Source organism: Roseburia hominis A2-183, assembly GCF_000225345.1.
Classification (GTDB): Bacteria; Bacillota; Clostridia; order Lachnospirales; family Lachnospiraceae; genus Roseburia; species Roseburia hominis.
Genome location: NC_015977.1, coordinates 2,238,259 through 2,263,081, shown reverse-complemented (window position 1 = coordinate 2,263,081; position 24,823 = coordinate 2,238,259). Strand labels below are relative to the sequence as shown.

31 protein-coding genes and 2 pseudogenes are annotated in these 24,823 nt (G+C 52.3%); 31 read left to right on the top strand and 2 right to left on the bottom strand.

Annotated elements, in window-relative coordinates:
- Positions 1–7: 7 nt before the first annotated feature.
- The 5 genes and pseudogenes from RHOM_RS10165 (at position 8) to RHOM_RS10145 (ending at position 2,575) form a co-directional block, all read left to right on the top strand.
- The gene (locus RHOM_RS10165) at positions 8–202 is read left to right on the top strand and encodes a transposon-encoded TnpW family protein (protein WP_005933543.1); all 195 of its coding nucleotides are present in this window, start codon (positions 8–10) and stop codon (positions 200–202) included.
- A 77-nt stretch (positions 203–279) separates the two neighbouring features.
- Positions 280–645, top strand: a complete 366-nt coding sequence (locus RHOM_RS10160) for a hypothetical protein (RefSeq protein WP_014080225.1) — start codon at positions 280–282, stop codon at positions 643–645.
- Positions 646–729: 84 nt separating this feature from the next.
- Positions 730–1,626: pseudogene (locus RHOM_RS10155) on the top strand (VirD4-like conjugal transfer protein, CD1115 family); the annotation flags it as partial.
- Between the two features lie 95 nt (positions 1,627–1,721).
- Positions 1,722–1,862, top strand: coding sequence for a Maff2 family mobile element protein (locus RHOM_RS17005; protein ID WP_014080223.1), 141 nt, complete (start codon positions 1,722–1,724; stop codon positions 1,860–1,862).
- Between the two features lie 224 nt (positions 1,863–2,086).
- The gene (locus tag RHOM_RS10145; RefSeq protein WP_002569239.1) at positions 2,087–2,575 is read left to right on the top strand and encodes a hypothetical protein; all 489 of its coding nucleotides are present in this window, start codon (positions 2,087–2,089) and stop codon (positions 2,573–2,575) included.
- Positions 2,576–2,727: 152 nt separating this feature from the next.
- Here the strand turns inward: RHOM_RS10145 and RHOM_RS18125 are convergent, their stop codons facing one another.
- Positions 2,728–2,853 (bottom strand): hypothetical protein, encoded by a 126-nt coding sequence (locus RHOM_RS18125; protein WP_007037420.1) that lies wholly within the window; start codon positions 2,851–2,853, stop codon positions 2,728–2,730.
- Between the two features lie 349 nt (positions 2,854–3,202).
- On the opposite strand from RHOM_RS18125, the gene RHOM_RS10140 reads away from it, so the two are divergent.
- The 23 genes and pseudogenes from RHOM_RS10140 (at position 3,203) to RHOM_RS10040 (ending at position 22,105) form a co-directional block, all read left to right on the top strand.
- On the top strand, positions 3,203–3,598 hold the full coding sequence (locus RHOM_RS10140; RefSeq protein WP_014080222.1) for a plasmid mobilization protein: 396 nt from the start codon (positions 3,203–3,205) through the stop codon (positions 3,596–3,598).
- Positions 3,570–5,195, top strand: coding sequence for a relaxase/mobilization nuclease domain-containing protein (locus RHOM_RS10135; protein WP_014080221.1), 1,626 nt, complete (start codon positions 3,570–3,572; stop codon positions 5,193–5,195). The genes RHOM_RS10140 and RHOM_RS10135 overlap by 29 nt, the downstream gene beginning before the upstream one ends.
- On the top strand, positions 5,185–5,571 hold the full coding sequence (locus RHOM_RS10130; protein ID WP_002594234.1) for a cysteine-rich VLP domain-containing protein: 387 nt from the start codon (positions 5,185–5,187) through the stop codon (positions 5,569–5,571). Before RHOM_RS10135 ends, RHOM_RS10130 begins: the two co-directional genes overlap by 11 nt.
- Before the next feature lie 130 nt (positions 5,572–5,701).
- Entirely contained in the window at positions 5,702–6,442 is a 741-nt protein-coding gene (locus RHOM_RS10125) for a replication initiator protein A (RefSeq protein WP_002594233.1), read from the top strand.
- Positions 6,439–7,293, top strand: coding sequence for an ATP-binding protein (locus RHOM_RS10120; RefSeq protein ID WP_002594232.1), 855 nt, complete (start codon positions 6,439–6,441; stop codon positions 7,291–7,293). The genes RHOM_RS10125 and RHOM_RS10120 overlap by 4 nt, the downstream gene beginning before the upstream one ends.
- Positions 7,290–7,484 (top strand): transposon-encoded TnpW family protein, encoded by a 195-nt coding sequence (locus RHOM_RS10115; protein ID WP_002594231.1) that lies wholly within the window; start codon positions 7,290–7,292, stop codon positions 7,482–7,484. The genes RHOM_RS10120 and RHOM_RS10115 overlap by 4 nt, the downstream gene beginning before the upstream one ends.
- Before the next feature lie 127 nt (positions 7,485–7,611).
- Entirely contained in the window at positions 7,612–9,237 is a 1,626-nt protein-coding gene (locus tag RHOM_RS10110; protein WP_002594230.1) for a recombinase family protein, read from the top strand.
- Between the two features lie 85 nt (positions 9,238–9,322).
- Positions 9,323–9,415: pseudogene (locus RHOM_RS17975) on the top strand (Maff2 family mobile element protein); the annotation flags it as partial.
- An 11-nt stretch (positions 9,416–9,426) separates the two neighbouring features.
- Entirely contained in the window at positions 9,427–10,293 is an 867-nt protein-coding gene (locus tag RHOM_RS10105) for a VirB6/TrbL-like conjugal transfer protein, CD1112 family (protein WP_014080220.1), read from the top strand.
- A 15-nt stretch (positions 10,294–10,308) separates the two neighbouring features.
- Positions 10,309–11,040, top strand: a complete 732-nt coding sequence (locus RHOM_RS10100; protein WP_014080219.1) for a septation protein SpoVG family protein — start codon at positions 10,309–10,311, stop codon at positions 11,038–11,040.
- A complete protein-coding gene (locus RHOM_RS10095) occupies positions 11,030–11,809 on the top strand; it encodes a DNA-methyltransferase (protein ID WP_044024669.1) in 780 nt (259 codons plus the stop codon). The genes RHOM_RS10100 and RHOM_RS10095 overlap by 11 nt, the downstream gene beginning before the upstream one ends.
- Positions 11,810–11,811: 2 nt before the next feature.
- Positions 11,812–12,381, top strand: coding sequence for an MT-A70 family methyltransferase (locus RHOM_RS10090; protein WP_330364897.1), 570 nt, complete (start codon positions 11,812–11,814; stop codon positions 12,379–12,381).
- Positions 12,382–12,384: 3 nt separating this feature from the next.
- Positions 12,385–12,774, top strand: coding sequence for a PrgI family protein (locus tag RHOM_RS10085; RefSeq protein ID WP_014080216.1), 390 nt, complete (start codon positions 12,385–12,387; stop codon positions 12,772–12,774).
- Positions 12,731–15,091 (top strand): VirB4-like conjugal transfer ATPase, CD1110 family, encoded by a 2,361-nt coding sequence (locus RHOM_RS10080; RefSeq protein ID WP_014080215.1) that lies wholly within the window; start codon positions 12,731–12,733, stop codon positions 15,089–15,091. The genes RHOM_RS10085 and RHOM_RS10080 overlap by 44 nt, the downstream gene beginning before the upstream one ends.
- The gene (locus RHOM_RS10075; protein WP_014080214.1) at positions 15,072–16,790 is read left to right on the top strand and encodes a C40 family peptidase; all 1,719 of its coding nucleotides are present in this window, start codon (positions 15,072–15,074) and stop codon (positions 16,788–16,790) included. The genes RHOM_RS10080 and RHOM_RS10075 overlap by 20 nt, the downstream gene beginning before the upstream one ends.
- 14 nt (positions 16,791–16,804) lie before the next feature.
- Positions 16,805–17,059, top strand: coding sequence for a DUF4315 family protein (locus tag RHOM_RS10070; RefSeq protein ID WP_014080213.1), 255 nt, complete (start codon positions 16,805–16,807; stop codon positions 17,057–17,059).
- Positions 17,060–17,061: 2 nt separating this feature from the next.
- Complete coding sequence (locus tag RHOM_RS10065) at positions 17,062–17,811, top strand: DUF4366 domain-containing protein (protein ID WP_014080212.1); 750 nt, start codon at positions 17,062–17,064, stop codon at positions 17,809–17,811.
- A 177-nt stretch (positions 17,812–17,988) separates the two neighbouring features.
- Positions 17,989–18,342, top strand: coding sequence for a cysteine-rich VLP domain-containing protein (locus RHOM_RS10060; protein ID WP_014080210.1), 354 nt, complete (start codon positions 17,989–17,991; stop codon positions 18,340–18,342).
- A gap of 179 nt (positions 18,343–18,521) precedes the next feature.
- Entirely contained in the window at positions 18,522–19,481 is a 960-nt protein-coding gene (locus tag RHOM_RS10055; protein WP_014080209.1) for a hypothetical protein, read from the top strand.
- Between the two features lie 13 nt (positions 19,482–19,494).
- Complete coding sequence (locus RHOM_RS10050; RefSeq protein ID WP_014080208.1) at positions 19,495–20,079, top strand: defense against restriction DarA-related protein; 585 nt, start codon at positions 19,495–19,497, stop codon at positions 20,077–20,079.
- A 12-nt stretch (positions 20,080–20,091) separates the two neighbouring features.
- Positions 20,092–20,256, top strand: a complete 165-nt coding sequence (locus RHOM_RS17695) for a hypothetical protein (protein ID WP_014080207.1) — start codon at positions 20,092–20,094, stop codon at positions 20,254–20,256.
- Positions 20,253–20,600 (top strand): plasmid mobilization protein, encoded by a 348-nt coding sequence (locus tag RHOM_RS10045; protein ID WP_014080206.1) that lies wholly within the window; start codon positions 20,253–20,255, stop codon positions 20,598–20,600. The genes RHOM_RS17695 and RHOM_RS10045 overlap by 4 nt, the downstream gene beginning before the upstream one ends.
- A gap of 158 nt (positions 20,601–20,758) precedes the next feature.
- Positions 20,759–22,105 carry a relaxase/mobilization nuclease domain-containing protein gene (locus RHOM_RS10040; RefSeq protein ID WP_044024667.1) on the top strand — a complete coding sequence of 449 codons (1,347 nt, stop codon included), beginning with the start codon at positions 20,759–20,761 and terminating at the stop codon, positions 22,103–22,105.
- Between the two features lie 201 nt (positions 22,106–22,306).
- Here the strand turns inward: RHOM_RS10040 and RHOM_RS10035 are convergent, their stop codons facing one another.
- Entirely contained in the window at positions 22,307–22,666 is a 360-nt protein-coding gene (locus RHOM_RS10035; RefSeq protein ID WP_014080204.1) for a helix-turn-helix domain-containing protein, read from the bottom strand.
- 150 nt (positions 22,667–22,816) lie between these two features.
- On the opposite strand from RHOM_RS10035, the gene RHOM_RS10030 reads away from it, so the two are divergent.
- The 3 genes from RHOM_RS10030 to RHOM_RS10020 are packed head-to-tail and all read left to right on the top strand — an operon-like array spanning position 22,817 to position 24,730.
- A complete protein-coding gene (locus tag RHOM_RS10030) occupies positions 22,817–23,005 on the top strand; it encodes a helix-turn-helix domain-containing protein (protein ID WP_014080203.1) in 189 nt (62 codons plus the stop codon).
- A complete protein-coding gene (locus RHOM_RS10025; protein WP_014080202.1) occupies positions 22,998–23,684 on the top strand; it encodes a response regulator transcription factor in 687 nt (228 codons plus the stop codon). Before RHOM_RS10030 ends, RHOM_RS10025 begins: the two co-directional genes overlap by 8 nt.
- Before the next feature lie 8 nt (positions 23,685–23,692).
- Positions 23,693–24,730, top strand: coding sequence for a sensor histidine kinase (locus RHOM_RS10020; RefSeq protein WP_014080201.1), 1,038 nt, complete (start codon positions 23,693–23,695; stop codon positions 24,728–24,730).
- The last annotated feature ends 93 nt before the right edge of the window (positions 24,731–24,823 follow it).

The following is a 24,823-nucleotide window of genomic DNA, read 5'->3' as shown; positions in this document are numbered from 1 at the left end:
GAGCGCTATGAACAAAGAACCCCGTACTATGCAGATGGCAGACGCCGCTGCTGCGGCCAGAGCGCCGGAAAACACGCCAGCGATGGTAAAGAAAATCGGCAAGACGACCTACAAGGTTCATGTCCATTTCAGCAATACCAGCACAGAAACCATGAGCGATAAAATCAAGCGTATGCTCAAAAATGAAATTCAGCAGATGTGACAGACTGATAAACTAAGCCGCCTTGTGCTAAACTGATGATGGTACGCACCAAAATTTTTGTCAAGGAGGACATGAAAATGCTTTACACAGAAAAAGAGAAACATGAAATTGAGCGAGTAAAGGAAGTCTTTGCGGAACATCTGCGGCAAAGCCCTGATTTTGAATTGCTCTGGTCGGACAAGGTGGGCTATGTCTGGCTGACGATTGGCGTAAATCCAGTCTATGTGGATACCGGTATCAGGATAGAATCTGCCGCCGATCTCTGCGGCAAGTGTTTGGATGATGTTGCTACGGATGTTTTATATATGACTGGCAACGATCATGCACTGGAAGCAGCCGACCCGCTGGAGTTAGCCGAAATCAAGCGGCTCTGGGAGCCATATATCAACCAGCTGCCAGACTATGCGTATCTCTGCAAAGACCTGCTGAACGGAAAAATGTAATCTGTTAAATGAGGTGTCAGGAGCCATACAGTGCTTCTGGCACCTTTTGTGAGTTTTCTGTGAATTTGATTAAAAAGTCCTTGACAATTTGTCTCTGGCAAGACGGCAAAAAGCATTTTGATTTCCTGCGGTGCGCGACTGGCTCCCTTTGACATCCCGCAGCTTCGTGAGGTCATGGCCTATGACGAATTGGAGCTTGACCGCATCGGAGATCGGAAAACGGCGGTATTCTTCATTATTTCCGATACCACGCAGACCTACAACTTTTTAGTGGCACTTGCATTTTCGCAGATGTTCAACCTCCTGTGTGAACGGGCGGACAATGTTCACGGTGGCCGCCTGCCGCACCATGTACGGGTGCTGTGGGACGAGGCAGCCAACACGGGACAGGTGCCCCAGCTCGAAAAGCTGGTCGCGGTTATCCGCTCCCGCGAGGTGAGTCTTTGCCTGCTGTATCAACAGTTGGCACAGTGCAAGGCCATTTACGATAAGCACGCCGAGACAATCCTCGGCAACATGGACAGCGTGGTGTTCCTCGGTGGCCGCGAAGCCAGCACTATCAAGGAAATCTCCGAGAACTGGCTGGGAAAAGCCACAATCAGTATGCAGACCGACAGCCGCTCCCGTGGCCAGTCGGAAAGCTACAGCCAAAACACCCAGCGGCTGGGCCGGGAACTGATGACCCCAGCCGAGCTTGCAACCATGCCGGGAGACAAATGTATTTTGCAGCTTCGGGGCCTGCCCCCGTTCTTCTCTCCCAAGTATGATCTGAAACGGCATCCGAACTACCGTTATACGGCGGAGGCCGATAAACAGAAAAACGCTTTTGACCTCGACAGGCTCATTAACCGCCGCAGGCGGCCCGGGCTGAACGAGGCGTGTACGATGTATGAGGTGGCTGTGCCGGACGATGCACTCACGGAAGAGGACGAGGACATCCTCAACTATGATGACATCGACGATCCAGACGCCTTTGCATAAACGCTTCGAGACAAAGTGTCCCGAAGTTTGTAACCTGCCGCCTGCATGGGCGGCTTTTTTGTTACCGGAAAAATCCCGGAGAAATGGAGGCTTATATGGCATTTTTCTCATCTGCAATCGACACTTTACAGACCCTCGTTATCGCTCTCGGCGCTGGCCTTGGCGTATGGGGTGTGGTCAATCTGCTGGAGGGCTACGGCTCGGATAACCCGGGCTCCAATGCTCATGTGCGGTAAAGTAATAAAAAGATTTAGGTAGCCGCCTTAACTATTCCTAAATAAGATAATATGCACAGTATTTTCTCGTAAATAGAAAATAAATTATTGCATTTTACCAATTATTATGTTAAAATGACAATGTAACAAAGAGCTATGTATTTTTATAGAAAGCATTGAGAATATTTCAAAATTTCTTGAAAGTACTCTCAGTGCTTTCTTTGATAATATGAAAGGAGAAATAAATGCAAAAAAAACAACTTTCTGTATTAGTACTAATTATTTTATGCTTTTTATTAGGATGTAACAGAGAAACACCAAAAGATGAATCTCAACAAAATTATGAAGATGAATCTAATATTTCTAAAACAAATGGAGAAGAACTTGTAAATATAAACAGTGAATTGTTAGGTTCGACTCCTTTTGATATCCAAATCGATAAAACAGCATTGCAGACTAGAAAAGAAACAGAAACAGAAGTTACAATAAAGACAAATTTAACAGACTGGGGTTATACTGTTTCTTCTGAAAAAGGGAAAATATCTGATATAAATAAAAATTCATTCATATATATAGCACCTAAAGATGAGAGGGATGATACTATAAAAATACAATTATCGGACTATGAAAATGGCATATCATATGAATATACAATTCCACTTATTTTTGCGGGAAACAATGAACATTCTTTAGATAAATTCAAGGAAAATCTTTCAAGATTACCTAATAGTTAGTAAAGAGTCGATAGACTAAAGTACCACCATCCTCTTTTATTTCAACTGAATATCCATCCCGCCGCACCGCAGCGGCACATGAAGCAGTAAATCCGAAAAAGATTTGCTGCTTTTTTTGCGTCCATTTTTGGCAAATTTCCAAAAGTTCCGTATTAGACAGTGAAACCAAAAAAGGCTGCCATTTTTTTCAGACAGCGGGCAAAACGCAGCTTCCGAAACGCCTTATTGTCGGGAAAGACCGAGCCGCCGGAAAAGTTCTTGCCGGAAAGTCCGTCCATTCTGCTCTTTTGTGGTTTGTAGGGAGTAAGGGAAAAACGCCAGCCCGCAGCCTTTTATAAAAAAAGCTGGTTATAGATTTTCTGAAAAAGTGGCAGTAGCAAGTGAACGGCAGGCCGGCAGTTTCTTAGAGCAAGATTCTACCGAGGTGCCAAAATTCGCTTATCGCTCATTTTGCCCCTGCGGGAATCTTGTTGGGGAGTGCCTTCCCCAAACCCTGCTTATGCGGCTTGCGCCGCTGAAAAACCCCTCAAAATATTTTTCGGATTTTTCAAAAACAGTTCCGCTTCACACCCTGTTTTTCTCCTATTAGTGAGAGGACACCACGCACAGAAAGGAGGTCAACCACCTATGAAACGATACAACACGCCGCACCGCAGCCGGGTAGTCAAAACACGCATGACCGAGGAAGAATACGCCGAGTTTGCCCAGCGGCTTTCTGCTTACCACATGAGCCAAGCCGAGTTTATCCGGCAAGCCATAACCGGGGCAGCCATACGCCCCATCATAACCGTTTCCCCCATCAATGACGAGCTGCTTGCCGCTGTCGGGAAGCTGACCGCCGAATACGGGAGGATCGGCGGCAACTTAAACCAGATAGCCCGGACGCTGAACGAGTGGCACAGTCCCTATCCGCAGCTTGCCGGGGAAATACGGGCGGCGGTTTCCGACCTTGCCGCCCTAAAGTTTGAAGTCTTGCAGAAAGTGGGTGACGCTGTTGGCAACATTCAAACATATCAGCTCTAAAAATGCGGACTATGGCGCAGCGGAAGCCTACCTCACATTTGAGCATGACGAGTTTACCATGAAGCCCACCCTTGATGAAAACGGGCGGCTGATACCGAGGGAGGATTACCGCATTTCTTCCCTCAACTGCGGGGGCGAGGATTTCGCTGTTGCCTGTATGCGAGCCAATCTCCGCTATGAGAAAAACCAAAAACGGGAAGATGTGAAAAGCCACCACTATATCATCAGCTTTGACCCACGGGACGGGACAGACAACGGCTTGACCGTAGACCGGGCGCAGGAGCTGGGCGAGCAGTTCTGCAAGGAGCATTTCCCCGGACACCAAGCCCTAATCTGCACCCACCCGGACGGGCATAACCACAGCGGGAATATCCATGTGCATATCGTCATCAACTCCCTGCGGATTTACGAAGTCCCGCTTCTGCCCTACATGGACAGACCAGCCGACACGCTGGAGGGCTGCAAGCACCGCTGCACCAACGCCGCTATGGAATATTTCAAGAGCGAAGTCATGGAAATGTGCCACCGGGAGGGGCTTTACCAAATCGACCTCTTGAACGGCAGCAAGGAACGGATAACCGAACGGGAATACTGGGCGGCAAAGAAAGGGCAGCTTGCCCTTGACAAAGAGAACGCCGCCAGAGAAGCCGCCGGACAGCCGACCAAGCCCACCAAGTTTGAAACGGACAAGGCGAAGCTGCGCCGGACGATACGGCAGGCACTTTCCCAAGCTGGCAGCTTTGACGAGTTTTCTTCCCTTTTGCTGCGGGAGGGTGTGACCGTCAAGGAGAGCCGGGGGCGGCTTTCCTACCTCACGCCGGACAGGACAAAGCCTATCACAGCCCGAAAGCTGGGGGACGATTTTGACAAGGCTGCTGTCCTTGCCCTGCTCACGCAGAACGCCCACAGAGCTGCCGAACAGACCAAAGCCATACCCGAATACCCTGCCGCAGTTAAAAAGCCGTTACAAGGGGAAAAAGCTGCAAAAACCACCCCGGCAGACAACACCTTGCAGCGCATGGTTGACCGGGAAGCCAAGCGAGCCGAGGGCAAGGGCGTGGGCTATGACCGCTGGGCGGCAAAGCACAACCTAAAGCAAATGGCAGCTACCGTTACCGCCTATCAGCAGTACGGCTTTTCCTCCCCGGAGGAACTGGACGAAGCCTGTTCTGCCGCCTATGCCGCCATGCAGGAAAGCCTTGCGTGGTTGAAGCAGGTGGAAAAGACGCTGAACGGGAAAAAGGAGCTGCAACGGCAGGTGCTTGCCTATTCCAAGACCCGCCCTGTCCGGGACGGGCTGAAACAGCAGAAAAACGCCAAAGCAAAAGCAGCCTACCGTCAGAAGCATGAAAGTGACTTTATCATAGCAGACGCAGCCGCCCGCTATTTCAGGGAGAACGGCATTTCCAAGCTGCCGAGCTATAAATCCCTGCAAGCAGAGATTGAAAGCCTTATCAAAGAGAAAAACAGCGGCTACAACGATTACCGGGCAAAACGGGAGGAGTACCGCCGCTTGCAGACTGTCAAGGGCAATATCGACCAGATTTTACGCCGGAGCGAGCCGCAGCGCAGAAAGGAGCAGAGCCATGAACGGTAATATCCCCCGCATGGACTACCGCCAGTACCGGGCAGCCCGCCGCCTTGTGCATGAGTGCTGCAACTATGACAGCGGGAACTGCCTGCTGTTGGAGGACGGCGAGCCTTGCGTGTGTGTACAGAGTATCAGCTATTCGCTGCTCTGCCGCTGGTTTACCGCCGCTGTCCTGCCCCTTGATGAAGCACTGGAAGCCGCCCTCTTGCGCCGGGGAAGCCGGAAACGCTGCGCTGTCTGCGGGGCGTTCTTCTTCCCAAAATCCAACCGGGGGAAATACTGCCCGGACTGCGCCGGACGCATGAAGCGGATAAACGCCGCCAAACGGAAGCGGAAACAAAGGGAGAAATGTCACGCTTTAGGGCATTTCAAACCCGCATAAATCAAGGCTTTTTTGGAGGGTGTCAAAGGGTGCGTGATACATTTATCCTTTTCCCTTAAAAACGCCCCCTAAAAGCGTAACAGAACCCACAGACAGACACCACAAGGAGGTGAACCCTATCGCTGATTATATGACCGCAGGAACGGAGCTGCCCGCTTACCTGCCTTACCCCCGTTTCCTGCTGGAAACAGACCTATCCCACACCGCAAGAGAGTTATATGCGCTGCTGTTAGACCGTTCCACCCTTTCGCAGAAGAACGGCTGGCAGGACAGCGAGGGACGGACATACATTGTCTACCCCATAGCAGAGATAGCGGAAATGCTGGATAAAGGCTGCACCACCATAAAGGGCGCACTGAACGAACTGGACGCTGCCGGGCTGCTGGAACGCAGACGGACGGGCTTTTCTGCCGCCAACCGTCTGTATGTGAAAGTGCCGCCTATCCCAGTGGTACAGTTTTCCGACCAACTGACGGACGGAAAACCGCCCCTCATAAGGGCGGGAAACCGACCAACTGACAGCCGGAAAACTGACCTTATGACGGTCGGAAAACCGTCCCCTAACCAAACTAATATAAACAACCTAATAGAGAGCCAAACAAAAGGAGCGAGTGAGGGGCAGCCCCCCGCCGCTTATGGCAGATATAAAAATGTATTTCTTTCTGACACAGAACTTTTGGAGCTGGAACAGGACTTCCCCGGCAAGTGGGAGTATTACCTTGACCGCCTTTCCTGCCACATCGCTTCCACCGGGAAGCAGTACCAGAGCCATGCAGCCACCATTTACAAGTGGGCGCAGGAGGACGCTGCCAAAGAGAAGCCAAAGAAAGGCATACCGGACTATTCATTCAAGGAGGGAGAAAGCCTATGACCGATACAATCCACAACACCATACTGCCTATGACCGACACCACAGCCGAGCCGGAGGATTACACCGGGGAGGACGGGCTTTTATACTGCGGCAAATGCCGGAAACCCAAAGAAGCCTATTTCCCAGAGGGCAAGACCTTTTTCGGGCGTGACCGCCACCCGTCAGAGTGCGACTGCCAGCGGGCAGCCCGTAAGGAACGGGAAGCCGCCGAGAAGCGGCGCAGCCACCTTGAAACGGTGGAACGGCTGAAACGGCAGGGCTTTACAGACAAGACCATGCAGGACTGGACATTTGCCAACGATAACGGCAGCTGCCCGCAGATGAAGAACGCCGCCGGATATGTGGCACGCTGGGAACAGATAAAGGACGGGAACTACGGGCTGCTCTTGTGGGGCAGGGTAGGCACTGGGAAAAGCTATTTTGCCGGGTGTATTGCAAACGCCCTCATGGAGCAGGAAGTCCCGGTGTGCATGACAAACTTTGCAGCAATATTAAACGACCTTGCCGCCAGCTTTGCGGGCAGGAACGAATATATTTCCCGCCTTTGCAGCTTCCCCCTGCTCATCATTGACGATTTTGGAATGGAGCGTGGCACAGAATACGGTCTGGAACAGGTCTACAATGTGATTGACAGCCGCTACCGGAGCAGGAAGCCGCTGATTGTGACGACCAACCTCACGCTGGAGGAATTGCAGCACCCGGAGGACACCGCCCACGCCCGGATTTATGACCGCCTGCTTGAAATGTGTTCCCCTCTCTGCTTTACCGGGGAGAATTTGAGGAAAGCCGCCGCACAGGGAAAAATGGAACAGCTGAAACGGCTGCTTGCCGGAAAGGAGATTTGCCTATGACCGACACCCAGAGAAACAAACGCCCTGCCCGCCGCCCGGACTGCGTGACCGAAACGAGGATAGGCAACACAATCCTTGTGGTGTCTGGCTTTTTCAAGGAGGGGGCGACCGACACCGCCGCTGACAAGATGATGAAAGTGCTGGAAGCAGAAGCCGCCGCCGGATATTTGACCTGTGATAAGCCTGATTGAAAAACCGTCATTTTTACCGACCGTAAAGAAGCAGATTTGACGCTTTTGCCGCTATACAGACAGCCGCCCCATGTGGTACAATCAAGGTACGGAATAGTGGGGCTGGCTGTCGGAAACGGAGGAATTTATGTTAAGACAGACCACCCAGCAACTCATTACCGCCCTTTACCCAAGACTGTCCCATGAGGACGAGCTGCAAGGCGAGAGCAATTCCATTTCCAACCAAAAGAGGATTTTGGAAACCTATGCCAAACAGAATGGATTTTCTAATCTGCGCTGGTACACCGACGACGGTTATTCCGGTGCGAACTTTCAAAGACCCGGATTTCAAGCCATGCTTGCAGACATTGAAGCAGGGAAAGTCGGGACAGTTATCGTCAAGGATATGTCGAGGTTAGGGCGAAACTACTTACAGGTGGGAATGTACACAGAAATGATTTTCCCACAGAAAGGTGTCCGCTTCATCGCTATCAATGACGGAGTGGACAGCGCACAGGGGGAAAATGATTTTGCCCCGCTGCGGAACATTTTTAACGAATGGCTGGTGAGAGATACGAGCAAGAAAATCAAGGCAGTAAAACGCTCTAAGGGCATGAGCGGAAAGCCCATCACAAGCAAGCCCGTCTATGGCTACCTCATGGACGAGGACGAAAACTTTATCATTGACGAGGAAGCCGCCCCGGTGGTACGGCAGATTTACAGCCTTTGCCTTGCCGGGAACGGTCCGACCAAGATAGCCCGTATGCTGACCGAGCAGCAAATCCCCACGCCGGGGACGCTGGAATACCGCAGGACGGGCAGCACCCGCCGCTACCACCCCGGCTATGAGTGCAAGTGGGCGACCAATACCGTGGTTCATCTGCTGGAAAACCGGGAATATACGGGCTGTCTGGTAAACTTTAAGACCGAGAAGCCGTCCTACAAGCTGAAACACAGCATAGAAAATCCCCCGGAAAAGCAGGCGGTTTTTGAGAACCACCATGAGCCTATCATTGACCGGGAAACGTGGGAACGGGTGCAGGAGTTACGCAAGCAGCGCAAACGCCCCAACCGTTATGACGAAGTGGGCTTGTTCTCCGGCATACTCTTTTGTGCCGACTGCGGCAGCGTCATGTACCAGCAGCGATACCAGACGGACAAGCGCAAGCAGGACTGTTATATCTGCGGAAGCTACAAGAAACGCACCGCCGACTGCACAGCGCACTTTATCCGCACTGACCTCTTGACCGCTGGCGTACTCTCCAATCTGCGGAAAGTTACCAGCTATGCGGCAAAGCATGAAGCCCGGTTTATGAAGCTTTTAATCGAGCAGAATGAGGACGGGGACAGACGCAGGAACGCCGCCAAGAAAAAGGAGCTGGAAGCCGCCGAGAAACGCATAGCCGAGTTATCTGCTATCTTCAAGCGGCTGTATGAGGACAGCGTAACCGGGCGCATATCGGACGAGCGTTTCACAGAGCTGTCGGCAGACTATGAAGCCGAGCAGAAAGAACTGAAAGAACGTGCCGCCAGACTGCGGGAAGAACTTTCCAAAGCGCAGGAAGCCACCGCAAACGCTGAAAAGTTTATGAATGTGGTACGCAGGCACACTACCATTGAAGAACTTACCCCTACTCTGCTGCGGGAGTTTGTGGAGAAAATCGTTGTCCATGAAAGCGTTGCCCTTGACGGGAAACGCCGGGGCAAGTTACGCAGACAGGAAATCGAAATCTATTATTCTTTTGTCGGCAAGGTAGAACTGCCCGACACCTAACCGCCCGACCTATCCGACATACCTCATGTGCCGGATAGGAACGGCAAAATTTTTTACACTTCTATTACTTCTTTATCACACATAAGCAAAGTCCCAGGGCATGAAGCAGCTCATGGCGGGTGGCGGCATCATCGTCATTGGCACCACACTGATCCCTCTGCTGTCTGGCCTGTTTTAAGGTAGGCGCTTATGGATTTTCTCACCGACTGGCTCACAAACTGGCTCAAAGAGCTTCTGATTGGCGGCATCATGGGGAACCTCGAAGGTCTTTTTGATACTGTCAATACCCAAGTCGGAGAGATTGCGGCACAGGTAGGGACTACCCCGGCGGCGTGGCACGCCGGGGTTTTCTCCCTGATCCGACAGCTTTCCGAAACGGTGATCCTGCCGATTGCCGGAATGGTGCTGACCTTTGTTGCCACTTATGAGCTCATACAGATGCTTTTGGAAAAGAACAATATGCACGAGGTTGACGTTGCGAACCTCTATAAATGGATGTTCAAAACGGCCTGTGCAATCTTAATCCTGTCAAACACATTCAATATCGTCATGGCTGTGTTCGATGTGTCGCAGAGCGTTATCGCGCAGGCAGGCGGGCTGATTCAAGGCTCTACCGATGTTTCGGCGGATATGCTTGCCGAACTGGAAACCTCGCTGGAGGCGATGGACTTAGGGCCGCTTTTGGGGCTTTGGCTGCAGTCTGCGCTCATTGGATTTACGATGAAGGCGATGGGGATTATCATTTTCGTTTTGGTGTATGGCAGGATGCTGGAAATCTATCTGCTGACCAGTCTGGCCCCCATCCCCGTTGCTACGCTTTCCAACCGGGAGCTTGGCAGCACCGGGCAAAACTACATCAAGTCCCTGTTTGCCGTGGGCTTTCAAGGGCTGCTGATTCTTGTATGTGTTGCAATTTACGCGGTGCTCATTCAAGGCATCGCAACAAGCGGCGATCCCATCGGGGCGATTTGGGGAACTGTGGGCTACACGGTTTTGCTTTGCTTCATGCTCTTTAAGACCGGGAGCATTGCCCAGCGTATCTTTGGCGCTCATTAACAGGAGGAGGTGCTTATGCCGAGAAGATACGGGGCGGATGGAACGCGCTTATGGAATGGAAAAACGCCGGAGGAGTTTACTGAGGCGGATGCTTACCGCTTTATGGTGGAAACAGAGGCCGTCCTGCAAAGGAAAGAGCTGATGGACGATCCCGCCCAGCCTGCTCCGGCAAGCGGAAAGGAGGAATTTTATCTGAGTAAGAAAGACGATGTATTGCTGACCCCGGAGCAGATTGCTGCGGAGGAGCGGCGCTGGCTGTTTGATGCTCCCATCGCGGAGCTTGCGGAAGTCAAGGGCGTTAGTATTGACGAGGCGGTAAAAATGCGGACGGATGCCGTCTTGCAAGAGGCGGTTGTTCCGATCACAGTATCTGTCCGCCCGATTGAGCCGCAGGGTAAACTGATCGGCTTCGCCAGCGTCAACTTTGGCGGTGTGGTCATCGACGATTTTAAGGTTGTGGATGGGAAAAACGGGATTTTCCTCGGTGCTCCCTCTAAGCCCGATCCTGCCAGCCGGACGGGATACCGGGCTACGGTTCGGATTCCTGACCGTGCCATACAGGAACGGATCAATGCGGCTGGTGTGGAGGCGTATCATGCGGCGGTGGAACAGCTTGTTGCACGGGCCCAGGCGGTACGGCCTGCCCCGATCAAGGAGCAGATGGCCGAGGCCGCGAAACAAGCTGGAAAAGAAAATGCCGCCCGGCCTGCACCTGCCAAAGCAAAGGAGGCCCGCAATGACCGATAGCCGCACTTTGGGACAAAGTGTCCCGAAGGAGGGCTTGTTTCTCATGGACGGCATCGAGGGCCTGCGTTCTTTGCCAAAACATAGCGTGGATATGCTGCTGACTGATCCGCCCTACGGCACAACCCGGAATTATTGGGATGTGCCCCTGCCGCTCCCGGAGCTGTGGGAGGCGGTGAAATGGGCGGTCAAGCCGAATGGCGCAGTGCTGTTTTTCGCACAGTGCCCCTTTGACAAGGTGCTGGGCGCATCCAACCTCGCCATGCTCCGCTATGAGTGGATTTGGTACAAGGAGCGCGGAACGGGCTTTCTCAATGCAAACCGGGCTCCACTGAAAAAGTCCGAGAATATCTTGGTGTTTTACCAGAAGTCCCCGGTCTACAATCCGCAGTTTACTTATGGCAAGCCTTATACCCGTGTTCATTCCCGAAGCGGTACAAGCTCCAACTATGGGAAATTTGAACGGCAGGGCTCCGAGTCCAACGATGGCCGCCGCTATCCCGGAAATGTACTATTTGTGCCTACGGTGTCCGGCGGCATCCATCCTACACAGAAGCCTGTGGAGCTCTGCGAGTATCTGATCCGCACCTACACCCGTCCCGGAGAACTGGTCGCGGACATTTGCGTTGGCTCCGGCACAACCGCGATTGCAGCCATCAACACAGAACGCCGCTTTGTATGCTTTGAAACGGCCCCGTCCTTTTATGCCGCCGCCAGTGAGCGCATCCGTGCGGCGCAGGCAGTAAAAAGCTCCGGCGAGAAAGGAGTGTAATTATCCAGCAGTATTCTATCATTTACGCCGATCCCCCTTGGCGCTACTCGGCTAAGAAAGTACAGGGCGCGGCGGAAAATCATTATCCCACTATGAGCATTGAAGAGTTATGTGCGTTGCCTGTGGCTGATCTTGCGGCCCCGGACAGCGCACTCTTTTTATGGGCTACTTTCCCGCAGCTCCCGGAGGCGCTCCGGCTGATTGAGGCTTGGGGCTTCACCTACAAAAGCGTTGCTTTCGTCTGGCTGAAAAAGAACAAGAAAGCAGATAGCTGGTTTTATGGCCTTGGCTTCTGGACAAGGGGCAACGCGGAAATTTGTCTGCTGGCTACCAAGGGACATCCGAAGCGGCAGGCTACCAATATTCATCAATTTATCATTTCCCCGATTGAGGCCCACAGCAAAAAGCCGGACGAGGCCCGCGACAAAATCATTTCCCTGATGGGCGATCTGCCCCGCGTGGAGCTCTTTGCCAGACAGACCCCGCGCGGCTGGGCTGTATGGGGAAATGAAGTAACACCAACCATCCCGGACTTTGGGACACATTGTCCCGAAGTGCAGAAAGGAGTGTGATCCATGCCCTATGTAAACGTACCAAACGATTTATCCAAAATCAAAACAAAGATGGCTTTCAACCTCACCAAACGCCAGCTTGTCTGCTTCGGCAGCGCGGGCGCGGTGGGGATTCCGGCCTATCTGCTGACCCGTGCCACCCTCGGCAATACCGGGGCGATGTTTCTCATGCTTGGAATTATGCTCCCGGCGTTCTTGCTGGCGATGTATGAAAAGGACGGCTTACCCTTTGAAAAGGTTGTGCGGAATATCATCCGGGTCAAGTTTCTAAGGCCGGGGATCAGGGCCTACCGAACCGAAAACATTTATGCGCCCTTTACCGGGCCGGGCGCTGGAAAGGAGGATGTGATTGAAAAACACAAAGAAGAAAAACGGAGCCGCCGCCAAGGGTAAAGGCCGGGCGGCCCTGTCTGCCCAGCAGACAATCCCGTATCTGTCCATGCACCCGGACGGTGTGTGCAAGCTCCCGGGTGGGCTCTATACAAAAACTGTGGAATATGAGGACATCAATTACTCCGTGGCATCCACCGAGGATCAGACTGCCATATTCAGCGGATGGAGTTCATTTCTCAACTACTTTGACAGTTCGCTGCCGTTCCAGCTTTCCTTTATCAATCGCCGTTCCCATTCCCGCAGCCGCTATCAAGTCAATATCCCGAAAGCGGATGACAACTATAACAGCGTCCGGGACGAGTTTACCGGGATGCTGAAAAATCAGATTGCCAAAAGCAATAACGGCATTGAACGCTCAAAATACATCACCTTTGGCATACCCGCCGAGGGGATTGCGGAGGCTCGGCCCCGTCTGGAGCGTGTGGAGGCTGATGTCATGGGAAACTTTAAGCGGCTGGGCGTTCCCTCGGAGCCTATGGACGGGCGGGCCCGCCTTGCGCTGCTTCATAGCCAGATGCATCCGGGGAGCCGCGAGGCGTTCCGCTTTTCGTGGAAAGACATCCCACAGACCGGGCTTGGCACAAAAGACTTTATTGCCCCGGACAGTCTCGACTTCCGCCAGTCCCGCACATTCCGTATCGGCCAGTATTGGGGCGCGGTGTCCTACTTACAGATTATGGCATCGGAGCTTTCGGATAAGTTGTTGGCAGAAATCTTGGAGCTGGATGCGGAAATGACCGTGACCATGCACATTCAGACCGTGGATCAGCTCAAGGCAATTAAGACCATCAAGGGGAAAATCTCGGACATCGGAAAAATGAAAGTGGAGGAACAGAGAAAGGCTGTGCGCTCCGGCTATGACCCGGATATTCTTCCCCCTGACCTGATTACATTCAGCAAGGACGCAGCGGAGCTTCTGGCTGATTTGCAATCCCGCAATGAGCGAATGTTTCTGCTGACCTTTACGGTGGTAAACCTTGCTCCTAACCGCCAGCGGCTGGAAAACGATGTGTTTACCGTGGGCGGTATCGCGCAGAAATACAACTGCGCTCTGCGCCGTCTGGACTGGCAACAGGAACAGGGCTTTGTTTCCTCGTTGGCCCTTGGTTACAACGAGGTAGAAATCCAGCGCGGTATGACCACCAGCTCCACAGCCATCTTTATTCCTTTTATGACAAGGGAGCTCCGCATGGCTGGGCAGGCCCTCTACTATGGCATGAACGCACTTTCTCACAATGTCATCATGGCTGACCGCAAAAAGCTGAAATCGGCAAACGGGATGTATTTGGGCTCTACGGGCTCCGGCAAGAGCTTTGCCGCAAAGCGCGAGCTCTTGAATGTGTTTCTCACCATCCCGCAGGATCGGATCATCGTGGTTGACCCGATGGGCGAATACGCTCCGCTGGTGCGAAGGCTGGGCGGCCAGGTGATCGAGATTGCCCCGGACAGCCCGCACCACCTCAATCCGATGGATGTGGAGCTCAATATGGCCGCCGGAGAAAGCCCGCTTTCCATGAAGGCGGATTTTCTTTTGTCCCTATGCGAGCTGGTGGTCGGCGGCAAGGAAGGCTTGCAGCCCATTGAAAAGACGGTCATTGACCGCTGTGTGCGTTTGGTGTACCGGGAACAGGCGCTCGGACTGGAAACTGCAAAAACACCGCTGTTGCAGGATTTGTACGAAGAGCTCTTACGCCAGCCGGAGCCCGAAGCCCGGCGCGTGGCAACTGCCTTAGAGCTTTATTGCACAGGCTCCCTCAATCTCTTTAACCATCCTACCAACGTCAAGACGGACAGCCGTGTGGTGTGCATCGTTCTGAAAAACATGGGCGAAAACCTTAGAAAGATTGCAATGCACATCACAAATGAGTTTGTTTCGCAGGCGGTGGATCAGAACTTCCACGAGGGTGCGGCGACTTGGTGCTACTTTGACGAGTTTCATATCCTGCTCCGCGATCCGCTGACAGCCAGCTACTTTGTGGCAGTCTGGAAAATGCTACGTAAAAAAGGATGTGTGCCGTCTGCTTTGACGCAGAACGTCAAAGACCTTTTGGCCAGCCGGGAAATCGAGAACATTTTGGACAACACGGATTTTATGATTCTGCTTTCGCAGGCGCAGAGTGACCGTACCATTCTGGCAAAACAGCTCGGTATTTCCGAGCATCAGCTTTCCTATATCACACACAGCAATTCCGGCGAGGGGCTGTTGTTCTATGGAAATGTAACCATTCCGTTTGTGGATCGGTTCCCTCGCGGAGAAATCTATGACCTGCTGACTACCCGCCCGGAGGATATGAAGAATGAAACGAAAAACGAATAAAACCAAGGAGGAGGCTTGGTCGCAGACCGCCCACGCCCCTGACGGGGAACAGCCCGGGCCGGAGGCTTCCGACACTTCGGGACAAAGTGTCCCGAAGTCCAAGTTCCGCAAAAAGAGCCAGCAGGAACAGGCTGCGGCGGCAAAGCTCCACATGGAGTCCCAAGGCGAAAAACTGGAACAGGCCCGGGAGAAGCTGGCAAAGCAAAAGCCGCCGAAAAAGCCCGGCCCGGTAAAACGCATAGGCCGTGTTGCCAGCGGTTCCGTTCACAGCTTCGTGCATGGCAAGATTTTTGAAGTGGAACAGGAAAATGTCGGCACGGAAGGCGCACACCGTTCTGAGCTTGTGGGAGAAACCGCGCTACGGCATGGCTCTCGCTTTGTGCGCCGTAAAGTCCGGGAACATCCGGCAAAAGTGGTACGCAAGGCCGAGGCCCGCTATACCAAGTACACAGCGGACTACCATTTTCACACCGCCGCACAGGAGCACCCGGAGCTGACGAAAAATACCCTTACCCGCTACTGGCAGAAGCAACGGCTCCGCAGGCAATACCGCAAGCAGGCAAAGGAGGCTGCAAAGCAGAGCGCGGCTGCGGCTGGGAAAACTGCCACAGCCACAGAACGCCTGACTGCCCGGGCAGTGGAATTTGTCAAAAGTCATCCCGCAGGTGCCGTGATTGCGGTGCTCTGTGTGTTACTCCTGTTTGCTATGCAGTCCTGTTCCTCTACCATGCTTATGCTGGGGAACGCCGGGGCCGGTGCATTAGGAGCCAGCACCTATCCTTGCGAGGATCGTGATATGCTGGCCGCCGAAGCCGCCTATTGTGCGCTGGAAGATGATTTACAGCATTATCTGGACACCTATGAAAGCACCCACGACTATGACGAATACCACTTCGATCTGGACGAAATCGAACATGATCCCTATGTGCTGCTTTCTCTTTTGTGTGCGCTCCATGAGGGACAATGGACAATAGGCGAGGTACAGGGAACGCTGCAAATGCTCTTTGACCGCCAGTACATTCTCACGGAGGATGTGGTGGTGGAAACCCGGTATCGCACAGAAACCGACACATGGACGGACGAGGACGGCAACTCCCATACGGACACCTATCAGGTGCCTTACGATTATTACATCTGTACGGTCACGCTGGAAAACTTTGATTTGTCCCATGTACCTGTGTACGTTATGGGCGAGGATCAGCTTTCCCGATATGCCATCTATATGGCAACGCTGGGGAACCGCCCTGATCTGTTCCCGGATTCTCCCTATGTGAACAAGTACATTACCGGGAAACCCGGTGACTACGAGGTGCCAGGAGAATATCTGGACGATGAAATCTTTGCCGCGATGCTTGCCGAGGCGCAGAAATACATCGGCTATCCCTATGTGTGGGGCGGCAGTTCTCCGGCTACTTCCTTTGATTGCTCGGGCTATGTTTCATGGGTCATCAATCACTCCGGCTGGAATGTTGGCAGGCTGGGAGCCCAGGGGCTCTATAACATCTGTACGCCGACCAGCTCTCCCAAACCCGGTGATCTGGTGTTCTTCAAAGGCACCTATGACACGCCGGGCGTGAGCCATTGCGGGATTTATGTCGGTGACGGGAAAATGCTGCATTGCGGAGATCCCATCGGCTACGCAAATTTGAATACAAGCTACTGGCAATCTCATTTTTACGCCTACGGGCGTTTACCGTGACAGGAGGTTTTGAAATGGCAACTACCAAAAGCATGAAAATTCAGGCCGAGATTGATAAGGTCAAGGCCAAAATCAGTGAACAGCAGGCCCGGCTCAAGGAGCTGGAGCAAAAAAAGCTGGAGGCGGAAAACAGCGAGATCGTGGACATTGTGCGCGGTATGAGCATTTCCCTTACGGAGCTCCCGCTGCTGTTTGAAAAGCTGAAGGACGGAGGTACTTTGGGACAAAGTGTCCCGAAGTCCGAAGAAGAAAAGAAGGAGGAAAACTGAATATGAAACACTTTCGTATGTTGGCAGCGGGGCTTTGCTCCGCCGTTCTTTTATGCGGCTTTGCAATCCCGGCCTATGCCTATTCGGACGGCGGGAATGAGGAACCGCCTGTTGTGGAAGAAACTCCGGCCCCGGAGCCAGCGCCTACCATTACCCCGGGCGAGGGCTTTTCGGAGGATGGAAACCTTGTGACCCGCGATCTGCTCTACGATGCCGCAACCAACAAACAGTTCATCACGGTGGAAACCAGCGGCGGCAACACCTTTTACATTGTCATTGACTATGACAAGCCTGTGGACGAGGACGGCGAACAGTATCACACCTACTTTTTGAACATGGTGGATGAAGCCGATCTGCTGGCGGCACTGGAGGCCGCTGGCGGAGAACTTCCGGCCTGCTCCTGCACAGAAAAATGTGCGCCCGGAGCCATCCATACGGATTGCGAGGTCTGCGCGGTCAATATGACCGAGTGTGCTGGCACAGCTCCCGAACCCGCTCCGGTGACGGAACCTGCGGAGGAGCCGGAACCCGAGCCCCAGCAGAAAAGTAATACCGGGACGCTTCTGCTGATTTTGGCTGTGGCTGTTCTGGGCAGCGGTGCAGGCTGGTACTTCAAAATTTACCGCCCGAAGCATGAAAAAGCTGCTGTACCCGAAGAGGATTACAGCGAGGAACTGGCTGATTATGACGATCCCGAGGACGATGGGCCGCCTTGGGACGAGGACGATACCGAAAGCGAGGATAATGAATGAGATTTACCAACAACCCCTATGAGGGATTTATGAAAGAAAAAAGCTACTTTAAGGGTGTGCCGCCCAGCCTGCCGCCGAAGGGCTCCCGTTGTGACGGCTGCCCTTACTGGCGCGGGATCGGCTGCGTGTTCTGCTACCGGGAGCAACTCAAACCACCGGGCAACGGGAGGTGATGCTGTGGGCCGAGAACTGACCCGGACAGAAAAAACGGCAATCCGCAGGCTGGTATCAAAATGGTGTGCCAACTATGACCGGGACTGCGGCTGCCTGCCGCTGGATTGCGAGTGCTATATGTTTGGGAAATGCTGGACGGGGGCTTATTGCCGCTACTTCCGCGAGGCAGTTCTGCCCCTTGATCCGGCGCTGGAGGCTGCGCTGCTGGCAGAAGGGCCAAGGCCGGATTTCAAGGTTTGCCCGGTATGCGGCAGAGCCGTGGCTCCTGATGGACGGCAAACCTATTGTTCGGCGGCCTGTGCAAAGGCGGCACACCGCAGACAGCAGCGGGAATATATGCGAAAAAAGCGGGGCTGATGTGTTGACAATTAGGACACCCCAAACCCGCCTGTGACAAGGCTTTTTAAGGCCCTTTTCTGCGGGAGGCGTATGTTTCTACGTCTGCCCCTGTTTCCGTGAGATGCTGTCAACATTTTAGCTGCCGGGGCTTTGGGACAATTTGTCCCAAAGTTCCGGCTTTTGTGGAAGGAGGTACTATGCCGAAATATTATCCGATCAATGAAGAAGCCGCAAAGCGGGCAAAGGATATGAACAGCTTTTCTGACTATCAGCCGGGCTCCGCTACGGCGGGCTACCGGGCAATGGTCGATGAAGCGTATGCGGCGGCAGAACGCCAGAAAGTCCGTGTCGATCCCATGTACCACGATAAGATTGACGCGCTGGTGGATCGCTATGCCCGGAAACTTGCGGAAAATCTGAATGAACGCAATGTGATTGATGCCCGGGTGCCCTCTATTCTGATCTCCGGGGGCGGCAATTTCCCTGTGACAAAAAAGCACAAGCAGAACGCCGCCCGGGATCGCAACTATGGAGAGTATGCGGAGATTTCAAAGCTGCTTGATAAAATCCGCTCTGTTGGTATGGGTGGGATCAGCGCAGACGATGATCTTGCCGTGGAAAAACTGACAAAAAAGCTGGAGGGGCTGGAGTCCCAGCAGACCACCATGAAGGAGGTCAATGCGTATTTTCGGAAACACAAAACGCTGGACGGTTGCCCGGAGCTTACGCCGGAGCAGGCAGAAAAGCTCAAGGCAGATATGGCGCAGTCATGGCACTTGGACAAAAGTAAGCCGTACCCCGCCTATCTGCTTTCCAACAACAACGCCAACATCCGCCGTGTACGCCAGCGCATTGAGGAACTGAGCAGCCGCTCCGAGTTTGCAGGCTGGACATTCCCCGGAGGCGAGGCAAAAATCAACGAGGCTGAAAATCGTTTGCAGCTTATTTTTGAGGAAAAGCCCGATGCCAATCAGCGGCAGGAACTGAAAAGCAACGGCTTTAAGTGGGCTCCCAGCCAAGGGGCATGGCAGCGGCAGCTTAACCAGAACGCCATCCGTGCTGCGGCCCGGATAGACTTTCTGCGGCCCGAGGACGGTACAAGCCCCTATCAGCTCCAGCCGTTTGTGAAAAGAGAAAACAAAGAAATGTCTCGATGATGGGAGGTGTACTATGGACAAAAATCAAGGCTACGCCATTTTGAAGGCGGTCATGCTGGAAAATGGACGAGGATTTGCATTGGGCGAACATCCCACCGCGCCATCCCGCTATGTCACATGGGCCTGCTATGATGACAGGGACGGCCAGCGGCAGTATGAATGGGGTCACTATGGAAATGACCGCACCGCGATGGAACAGGATTTCACAGACCGGGTGCAGGACTATCAGCGTATTTATAACGTCGGGATCAGGCAGACCGAGGCTCCCGGCCTTTACAAGTATTATTCGACCCAGCGGCCTGTGGACATCGGGACATTCCCGAAGCCGCCTTATAACAAGCCGGATGAAATCTTCAATTACGATCAGCGCATCCCGGTGGAAAATGGCTCGTTCTTGGCTTGGGGCTATCTTACCTATACCCGCCCGCTAACGGAAAAACAGGCATCCGACTATGAGCTGCGTCCTGCGCCTGATAATCCCGACAGGCCCCGTCCGATTGCCGAGCAGATGAAAAATGCGGCAAAGTTGGCGGAGGCAGATCGCGGCTCGGAGGCTCCGGCTCCCCAACGGAGGCAGCCTGACCGTGGCGATAGATAAGGAGGTACGTATATGGAAAAGAAACGTGAACAGGAATTGTCTGTACTGGAGGTGCTGCGCCTGCACCGTGAATTTCATTTGCCGCACCCTGTTCCGGCAGACGAACAGGAAAAGCCGCTGGATAAGGTAAAGGAGCCGCCCCGCGCCTGCCGCAGCCGGGAGCGTGAGGAGCGATGACAAAGAAACGCCGCCGTCCGATCCATCTTCATGTGATGGTGTCGGAGGAGGAGCAGGCCCTGATTCAAGAACGTATGGCGGAGGCTGGCATCCGTAACATGGGAGCCTATATGCGGAAAATGGCCCTGAGTGGGTATGTGCTTCATGTTGACCTTTCGCCTGTTCGTGAGCTGGTTTCGCTCCAGCGGCGATGCTCCAACAATCTGAACCAAGTGGCAATTCAAGCCAACACCTACGGCGCGATTTATCCCGAAGAACTCGCAGCCTTACAGCGGGACTATGCCGCGTTGTGGGGGCCGCTGTCTGATCTTTTGAAACAGCTCTCCGCGCTGGTAGAGCTCTGACCCATCCGGGGAGTGGTTGATACCGCTCCCCGGCTTTTTCTACTTCGGGACAAAGTGTCCCAAAGTAAAAATACTGTTTGCCGGAAGGAGGGATTTCTACGGCGACCACCTACATCCGCCCTTATAAAACAGCGGCGGGAAAAAGTGCAATTCAAACGATGGAGGATCGTTTCACCTATGGCCTGAACCCGGAAAAGCTGGGAGCCGTATCTTCCTATCTCTGCGATCCGAACACGGCTCCCGCCGAGTTTCTTCTGGTAAAAAGTCAATACCATGCAGAGACAGGCCGGGCCGTATCTCGCGGGGCACTGTTCTTTCAGATCCGGCAGGCGTTTCTGCCCGGGGAGGTTACGGTGGAAGAAGCAAACCGTATCGGTTATGAAACGGCGATGCGCTGGACAAAGGGAAAGCATCAATTCTTTGTCTGTACGCATACCGATAAGGCCCATATCCACAATCACATTTATTTTAACGCAACGGCCTTTGACCGCTCCCGGAAATTTCATAATTTCATTGGTTCGTCCTTTGCCCTGCGGCGGCTCTCTGACCGCGTGTGCATCGAACATGAATTGTCTGTTATCCAAAATCCGTGCCAGCACAGCAAGGGTCGTTTTCTCCACTATGGACAGTGGATCGGAGAAAAGCCACCCTCTGCCAAGCAGCGGGTGCGGCTGGCTGTTCTCGCCGCTTTGGAGAAAAAGCCCACGGACTTTGCCGACTTTCTTCGTCTCATGGAGGAGTCCGGCTTTGCGGTGAAACATGGGCGGGGCGGTGTCATCTCATTCCTTGCACCCGGGCAGGAAAAACCGACCCGGCTCCGGGCTTCTACACTTGGAGTTGGATTTGACCCGGAGGACATCAAGGCGGTAATTGCCGGGGAACGTCCACTCCCCGAACTGCCCGAGGAGCCCACGGTTCCGCCACGGCGAGTTAATCTCATCATCGACATTCAAGAGCGTATGGCCCAAGGCAAGGGCCCGGCCTATGAACGATGGGCCAAGGTCTACAACCTAAAACAAATGGCCGCCGCGCTCCAGTATTTGCAGGAGCATCATCTGACAGACTATGCGGCACTGACGGCCAGCACCGAGGCTGCGGTGGATCACTTTCACAAGCTGTCTGACGAGCTCCGCACAACGGAGGAGGCTCTTTCCAAAACCTCGGAGCTGATGGCTGCCACGGTGGACTATGCCAAGACTCGCCCGGTGTTTGATGGATACAAAGCTGCGCGGTACAGCAAAAAGTATCTGGCCCAGCACGAAGCGGAGCTTGCCACTTACCGGGCGGCAAAGGATACTATGAACACCATACTGAACGGCGCAAAACTCCCTAAGATTGAAATACTAAAAAAATCCCGCCGTGAGCTGGCGGGACAAAAGAAAGAGCTTTATGCAGAATACCGGGAAGCCCAGCGGCAAATGCGGGAGGCCGTGGCGGTAAAAGCGAACATTGATCATCTGCTCGGCATAACAGACGAGCGTGAAAATAAGGCCCAGGAACGATAGTGACGGGCCGCAGACTACGGTGCAGCGCACCGGGACTTTGGGACAATTTGTCCCGAAGTACAGCGGGTTTGGGGAGCTCCCCAACAAGCATTTTTGCGGGCCCTGCGCCCTGCAAAAATTTCGGAGTGTGGCCACACCCGAATTGCTTGCCAAAACGCGCAACCCGCAACATGGCGCAAAAAACGGAGGTTACGCTTTCTTTTACGTTTCCTCCGTTTCTTTCGATGCTTTCATTGCTTGGATTGTAGCTTCAACGATTTTCAATTCTCTTTCGTCCAAGGCGTTCAACATGGCATCAATCCGCTTTCTGCACTCGCTCCCGCTATTTTGGGACGGGTAAAAGTATTGATCCACCGATATATCAAACATTGTGACCATCTGATAAAAGGTGTTGAGGCTTGGATGCTGGCCGTCATTTTCGTTATACATAATGGTACGCGGAGCGCGGTCAACAATATAGGCCAGTTGCTCCTGTGTCATGCCGCTGGCTTCTCTTGCACGCTTGATGGCGAGCCCTATATCGTGAAAATCAAAGCGTCTTTCATCTCGTTCTATCTTCATAACATCACCTGATATGATTTTACATTTCATGTGATATTATTTGAACGATTGTGTATTTCATACTACTGACTATTTAATTTCATATTCTTTTCTTCCCAAACTTGTATTGTTCGAGTCGAAGAACTATAATATACTCTATGGAGGTGCAGAATGGATTATATGACACTAAAAGAGGCCGCCGAAAAATGGGGCGTGACACCTCGTAGAGTAAATTACTATTGCGCTGCTGGGCGTATCCCCGGCGCTGTAAAGATGGCAACTATCTGGCTAATTCCAAAGGATGCGGAAAAGCCGATTGATGGTCGAACAAAACAAGGAAAGGCAGAAAAGTATGAGTAATATATTACTTCTTGAAGATGATCTAAGCCTGATCAACGGGCTTTCTTTTGCTTTCAAAAAGCAGGGATTTGAATTAAATATCGCCAGAACGCTCAAAGAAGCGGAGAAATTGTGGACAGACGGAAAATATGATTTGTTGGTGTTGGACATATCTCTGCCAGATGGGTCTGGCTTTGACTTTTGCAAAAGAGTTCGACTTACATCAAAGGTGCCAATTATTTTTCTGACGGCTTCGGATGAGGAAACAAGTATTATTATGGGGCTGGATATTGGAGGTGATGACTATATCACAAAACCGTTCAAACTGGGGGTTCTCGTTTCAAGGATTAACGCCTTACTTCGACGTGCAAATTCTTTTCAAGCAGCAGACACAGAATTGCAGTCGAATGGCATCAAGGTTCTTTTGCTGCAAGGACAGGTTTTCAAAAATGGGGTGCTGTTGGATTTGACTGCCGCGGAATACAAGCTACTGTGCTTGTTTATGCGAAACCCAAGCATGGTGCTGACAAAGGGACAAATTTTAGATAAGCTATGGGATTGCGACGGGAATTATATCGACAGTAGTACCCTTACGGTCTATATGCGTCGGCTTCGTATGAAGATCGAGGATAATCCAAGTGAACCACAAATGCTCCTGACTGTTCGAGGTATGGGATATAAATGGAATATTATCGGGTGAGGTGCAGAATGAAGATACTGGCAAATAAAGAAATCAAAAATCTATTTCTTTCGCTTTCACTGGTTTTTGGGATTACATTTCTCTTAGCCGAGGTTTTTCTGTGGCTGTCATATCGCCGGCTTTCTCTGTTATTGCTAATCCTTTTTCTATTGGCTGGCGGTGCTGTATGGGCAGTCTGCTTTGTATATTTTAATCGGCAAAATCAGATCATGGAGCAGGCGATATTACAAATCAATGCGTATCTTGATGGTGATCGCAATGCCCGTATTGAATGTGACAATGAGGGCGAATTGTACCGTCTGTTTCATTCCATCAATTCTTTAGCGGCAGTGTTAAATGCCCATGCAGATAACGAGTTGCGAGAGAAAGAGTTTTTGAAAAATACAATCTCCGACATTTCACACCAACTGAAAACACCACTGGCAGCTCTGAACATTTATAACGGACTGCTTCAGGACGAGGATATAGAAGTGTCCTCTGTGAAAGAATTTGCTAATCTGTCCGAGCAGGAGTTGGACCGTATTGAAGTGCTGGTGCAAAACCTTCTCAAAATCACAAAGTTGGACGCTGGTTCTATTGCATTTGAAAAGGAAATAGAAAATGTAGCGGATATGATGCAGGATTTGGAGCTACACTTTGCATATCGTGCCAAGCAGGAACAGAAAGAAATCGTATTATCTGGTGCAGATGATATTTCTCTTTTCTGTGACCGTGATTGGTTGGGCGAAGCGATTGGCAATATTGTAAAAAATGCACTTGACCATACAGGAAAGGGCGATACCATTTACATCAAATGGACGGCACTACCCTCCGCTGTTCAAATCACAATAAAGGATAACGGGTGCGGAATTCATCCAGAAGATTTACACCATATCTTCAAAAGGTTTTATCGCAGCCGTTTTTCAAAGGATACACAGGGGATCGGGCTTGGCCTGCCGTTGGCAAAAGCGATTATCGAAGCTCATGGAGGCCTAATAGAAGTGGAAAGTGAATTAGGAATTGGAACGAGTTTTATAATGAACTTCCCAATTCCTACAAAATTGTAGGCTGGTTGTAGGGCTACAGTAATATTAGGGTGCTATTCTTTCCATCGTAAACAGGAACGAAAGTTTACCCGTTTACGACAGCAAAATCATTGA

Excerpts from the sequence above, each read along its gene's own strand:
- RHOM_RS10165 (WP_005933543.1), top strand. The coding sequence starts at position 8 with ATGAACAAAGAACCCCGTACTATGCAGATGGCAGACGCCGCTGCTGCG.
- RHOM_RS10160 (WP_014080225.1), top strand. The coding sequence starts at position 280 with ATGCTTTACACAGAAAAAGAGAAACATGAAATTGAGCGAGTAAAGGAA.
- RHOM_RS17005 (WP_014080223.1), top strand. The coding sequence starts at position 1,722 with ATGGCATTTTTCTCATCTGCAATCGACACTTTACAGACCCTCGTTATC.
- RHOM_RS10145 (WP_002569239.1), top strand. The coding sequence starts at position 2,087 with ATGCAAAAAAAACAACTTTCTGTATTAGTACTAATTATTTTATGCTTT.
- RHOM_RS18125 (WP_007037420.1), bottom strand. The coding sequence starts at position 2,853 with ATGGACGGACTTTCCGGCAAGAACTTTTCCGGCGGCTCGGTCTTTCCC.
- RHOM_RS10140 (WP_014080222.1), top strand. The coding sequence starts at position 3,203 with ATGAAACGATACAACACGCCGCACCGCAGCCGGGTAGTCAAAACACGC.
- RHOM_RS10130 (WP_002594234.1), top strand. The coding sequence starts at position 5,185 with ATGAACGGTAATATCCCCCGCATGGACTACCGCCAGTACCGGGCAGCC.
- RHOM_RS10125 (WP_002594233.1), top strand. The coding sequence starts at position 5,702 with ATGACCGCAGGAACGGAGCTGCCCGCTTACCTGCCTTACCCCCGTTTC.
- RHOM_RS10120 (WP_002594232.1), top strand. The coding sequence starts at position 6,439 with ATGACCGATACAATCCACAACACCATACTGCCTATGACCGACACCACA.
- RHOM_RS10115 (WP_002594231.1), top strand. The coding sequence starts at position 7,290 with ATGACCGACACCCAGAGAAACAAACGCCCTGCCCGCCGCCCGGACTGC.
- RHOM_RS10110 (WP_002594230.1), top strand. The coding sequence starts at position 7,612 with ATGTTAAGACAGACCACCCAGCAACTCATTACCGCCCTTTACCCAAGA.
- RHOM_RS10105 (WP_014080220.1), top strand. The coding sequence starts at position 9,427 with ATGGATTTTCTCACCGACTGGCTCACAAACTGGCTCAAAGAGCTTCTG.
- RHOM_RS10100 (WP_014080219.1), top strand. The coding sequence starts at position 10,309 with ATGCCGAGAAGATACGGGGCGGATGGAACGCGCTTATGGAATGGAAAA.
- RHOM_RS10095 (WP_044024669.1), top strand. The coding sequence starts at position 11,030 with ATGACCGATAGCCGCACTTTGGGACAAAGTGTCCCGAAGGAGGGCTTG.
- RHOM_RS10085 (WP_014080216.1), top strand. The coding sequence starts at position 12,385 with ATGCCCTATGTAAACGTACCAAACGATTTATCCAAAATCAAAACAAAG.
- RHOM_RS10075 (WP_014080214.1), top strand. The coding sequence starts at position 15,072 with ATGAAACGAAAAACGAATAAAACCAAGGAGGAGGCTTGGTCGCAGACC.
- RHOM_RS10070 (WP_014080213.1), top strand. The coding sequence starts at position 16,805 with ATGGCAACTACCAAAAGCATGAAAATTCAGGCCGAGATTGATAAGGTC.
- RHOM_RS10065 (WP_014080212.1), top strand. The coding sequence starts at position 17,062 with ATGAAACACTTTCGTATGTTGGCAGCGGGGCTTTGCTCCGCCGTTCTT.
- RHOM_RS10055 (WP_014080209.1), top strand. The coding sequence starts at position 18,522 with ATGCCGAAATATTATCCGATCAATGAAGAAGCCGCAAAGCGGGCAAAG.
- RHOM_RS10050 (WP_014080208.1), top strand. The coding sequence starts at position 19,495 with ATGGACAAAAATCAAGGCTACGCCATTTTGAAGGCGGTCATGCTGGAA.
- RHOM_RS17695 (WP_014080207.1), top strand. The coding sequence starts at position 20,092 with ATGGAAAAGAAACGTGAACAGGAATTGTCTGTACTGGAGGTGCTGCGC.
- RHOM_RS10045 (WP_014080206.1), top strand. The coding sequence starts at position 20,253 with ATGACAAAGAAACGCCGCCGTCCGATCCATCTTCATGTGATGGTGTCG.
- RHOM_RS10040 (WP_044024667.1), top strand. The coding sequence starts at position 20,759 with ATGGAGGATCGTTTCACCTATGGCCTGAACCCGGAAAAGCTGGGAGCC.
- RHOM_RS10035 (WP_014080204.1), bottom strand. The coding sequence starts at position 22,666 with ATGAAGATAGAACGAGATGAAAGACGCTTTGATTTTCACGATATAGGG.
- RHOM_RS10030 (WP_014080203.1), top strand. The coding sequence starts at position 22,817 with ATGGATTATATGACACTAAAAGAGGCCGCCGAAAAATGGGGCGTGACA.
- RHOM_RS10025 (WP_014080202.1), top strand. The coding sequence starts at position 22,998 with ATGAGTAATATATTACTTCTTGAAGATGATCTAAGCCTGATCAACGGG.
- RHOM_RS10020 (WP_014080201.1), top strand. The coding sequence starts at position 23,693 with ATGAAGATACTGGCAAATAAAGAAATCAAAAATCTATTTCTTTCGCTT.